This is a genomic window from Dehalococcoidia bacterium, assembly GCA_035310145.1.
Classification (GTDB): domain Bacteria; phylum Chloroflexota; class Dehalococcoidia; order CAUJGQ01; family CAUJGQ01; genus CALFMN01.
In genome coordinates, this window is record DATGEL010000072.1 from 1 (window position 1) to 2,759 (window position 2,759).

The 2,759-nt window shown below is 70.9% G+C and carries 4 protein-coding genes; 2 read left to right on the plus strand and 2 right to left on the minus strand.

The window, feature by feature from the left end; all coding sequences use genetic code 11:
• Positions 1 to 681: alpha/beta hydrolase (locus tag VKV26_13655; GenBank protein HLZ70942.1), on the plus strand; the 681-nt coding region annotated here is incomplete at its 5' end.
• Positions 682 to 814: 133 nt separating this feature from the next.
• Positions 815 to 1,279, plus strand: coding sequence for an SRPBCC family protein (locus VKV26_13660; GenBank protein ID HLZ70943.1), 465 nt, complete (start codon positions 815 to 817; stop codon positions 1,277 to 1,279).
• Here VKV26_13660 and VKV26_13665 read toward each other — a convergent pair.
• Together VKV26_13665 and VKV26_13670 are read right to left on the minus strand one after the other, a co-directional pair.
• Positions 1,258 to 1,710, minus strand: coding sequence for a CHAP domain-containing protein (locus VKV26_13665; protein ID HLZ70944.1), 453 nt, complete (start codon positions 1,708 to 1,710; stop codon positions 1,258 to 1,260). The two genes, VKV26_13660 and VKV26_13665, sit on opposite strands and share 22 nt — an antisense overlap.
• A gap of 164 nt (positions 1,711 to 1,874) precedes the next feature.
• Complete coding sequence (locus tag VKV26_13670; GenBank protein ID HLZ70945.1) at positions 1,875 to 2,726, minus strand: septal ring lytic transglycosylase RlpA family protein; 852 nt, start codon at positions 2,724 to 2,726, stop codon at positions 1,875 to 1,877.
• Positions 2,727 to 2,759: the final 33 nt, after the last annotated feature.

The following is a 2,759-nucleotide window of genomic DNA, read 5'->3' on the forward strand; positions in this document are numbered from 1 at the left end:
ATCGTGGGCCACGACTGGGGGGCGCCGCTGGCCTGGCAGACGGCGCTGCTGCGGCCGGAGCGCATCCGCGGCGTGGTGGGCTTGAGCGTGCCCTACACGCCCCGCGCCCCCACGCCCCCCATCGCCGCCCTGCGCGCCGCCCTCCCGGCCGATAGCGACTTCTACATCCTCTACTTCCAGCAGCCGGGCCCGGCCGAGGCCGAACTGGAGCGCGATCCGCGCGACACGATCCGCCGCTTCCTCTACGGACTCTCGGGCGATGCCGCGCCAGACGAGCGCTGGCGCCCGGAGATGCCACTCGGTGAGGGTGTGCTCCGCCGCCTAGTCGAGCCGAAGGGCCCGCCCGACTGGCTGACGGAGGCCGACATCGACTTCTACACGGCCGAGTTCGGCCGCACGGGCTTCACGGGCGGGCTGAACTGGTACCGGGCGATGGACCTGACCTGGGAGCTGACCGCGGCCTGGAACGGGGCGCAGGTCCTGCCGCCGGCGCTCTACATCGTCGGCGACCGCGATGTGGTGCTTACCTTTCCAGGGATGCGTGAGCGGCTGCCGCGGCTGCAGGAATTTGTGCCCAACCTGACGAAGACGGTGATGCTGCCCGGCTGCGGCCACTGGACGCAGCAGGAGTTCCCGGCCGAAGTGAACGCCGAGCTGGTGGCCTTCGTACAGGCCCTCTGAGTCGGGCTGGGCGCTGCCGCGAGCCGGCGCAGCGGCGTCGTCGGGCTGCAGAGATCCGGGCCGCGGACGGCTGCGTAGGGACTGGCGTGCGGCGCGGGCGACCGCAGTAGGGAGATCGCCGAGGGACGGCGGGATGATCCGGGGAGAGCGCGCGATTGCGATCGCCTGCCCGCCGGCGGTTGTCTTCGACTACCTGGCCGACATGCGCAACCTGCGCGAATGGAACCCGCGCACACGCCAGGTCGAGAAGCTGAGCGAGGGGCGGCCGCGCGCGGGCACCCGTTTCCGCTCCCGCCACCGCAACGCCGGCTGGGTGGAGTCCGAGTTGATCGCCTGCGAGCGGCCGCGTCGCCTGCTGATCCTGGCGCGGGGCCGGCGGCTGGATCTGCTCGCACAATTTCGGCTGGAGCCGTTGTCTGCCGGTACGGCGCTCCGCATTCGCCTCGAAGCGCGCCCGCACCGGCTCTGGCGGCTGCTTGCGCCGCTGATCGTGCCGCGCTTCCGGCGCGAGAACACGAAACTCCTGCAGGAGTTGAAACGCGTGCTCGAAGCCCGATCGGCGCCCGTGGCCGCGGCTCAGTGCGGCGGCAACCAGTAGCTGACGAGGCGGCTTTCGTCCGCGAAGGGGCCGAACCACTTCACGGATACATTGTTGCAGCCAAGCGCCGTCCCCGGCGGCGCGGTCTGGTTGGCGCTGCGCAGGCGGAACGACCAGTGCTTTGCGTCCTCGCGCCAGGCGGAGCTGATCACGCCCGCGTGCCCGTAGATCCGGCCCTCACCGTGCCGGTAATAGCCCGGCTGCACGATCGCCACCGCTCCGGCCACCGGCTTCGAGGTAGGCCGGAAACCGTGCGCGGCCAAATATGGTCCCATGTCCCCAGCATTGCCGGCGGCGCCGCGCAAACCAAAGTACCTCTTCACATACTCTACGCACTCGCAGCGATGCGGCCCGGTGGCGTGCGCGGCCGCCGGCGTGGCGAGCGCCATCGTCACCACCGAGACAAAAGCCAGGGCTGCCTGTCCCCGCATACACTCCCCCGCAATCCGCAAGTGGCAGGCTGCATCCGCAGATCACTGCGGGTGAAGACAGTGTTGCGCGAGAGTCAGGCGCACGGCGTCAACATTATGGCAAATCGCGATGGTACGGATACGGAACGGTCATCTGCGCCTGGCTCACAGCGCACCCCTACGACTCAGCCGCCCAGATCGGGGCCAGCGGGAGCGCCGCGCAGGCCCTTCACGGGCGGTACGCCGTCGACGGGCTCGATCAGCACGTGGATCACGCCCTCGGCCGGGTTTCCCAGCTCGGCGAAGGCGCCCATGCTGAGGTCAAGGGCGTGGGTGAAGGCGCCGCGATCCATGACCGTGACCACGATCGAGCGGTGAAAAAAGGCGTCGCGCTCGGCCGGGGTCAGCAGGCTGTCCCACGGTCCGCCGGGAATGCGCGTGATGCGCAGGCGCGTGCCGAGCGGCCAACTGTTCGAGGCGGTGACGGTGGGATCGCGCATGTCGAACAACGGGCCGGCCGCCATTGGCTGCCCCTGGAAGTCGGCGCCGTAGTAGGTCGCGACCCCCCAGTACTTCGGGCCGGGACGCACGCTCACGCTGGTGGTGGCGGCGACACGAGTGCTGACCGGTACGGCGACCCAGGCGCCGGGCGTAGCCTGGCTGCCCCAGCGCGATCCGTCGTCGGCTGGCTCGCCTGTCGGCGCGGCGTCGAGGGTTGAGAGCGCCGATTCCAGCGCAGCGCGGCGTTCTGCGGTGGTCCCGCTGCCGAACAGCGACGCGGGCGTGACCGCTGCTGCCGGCGAGGGCACCGGCGGCGTCGGCGCGGACGCGGCCGCGGCGGTGGCAGGCGCGACAGGGGGCGCTGCGGACGCCGGCCAGCGCGCGGGCGAGGCATGCCCGGAGGCACTGGCGCAGCCCGCAGAGGCGAGGAGGGCCAGCGCCAGACCAGCAAATCGCGCGCCGCTCAACGATCGATTTCGCCGGCTGGGAGCACTAGGGGGAGGCATCGCTGCCGCAGCGTCGAACGTGAACACCATGAGCCTATGCCTCGCGAGGGTGACGCTCTATAC

Coding starts and splice junctions, on each gene's coding strand:
- VKV26_13660 (HLZ70943.1), top strand. CDS start 815: ATGATCCGGGGAGAGCGCGCGATTGCGATCGCCTGCCCGCCGGCGGTT.
- VKV26_13665 (HLZ70944.1), bottom strand. CDS start 1,710: ATGCGGGGACAGGCAGCCCTGGCTTTTGTCTCGGTGGTGACGATGGCG.
- VKV26_13670 (HLZ70945.1), bottom strand. CDS start 2,726: ATGGTGTTCACGTTCGACGCTGCGGCAGCGATGCCTCCCCCTAGTGCT.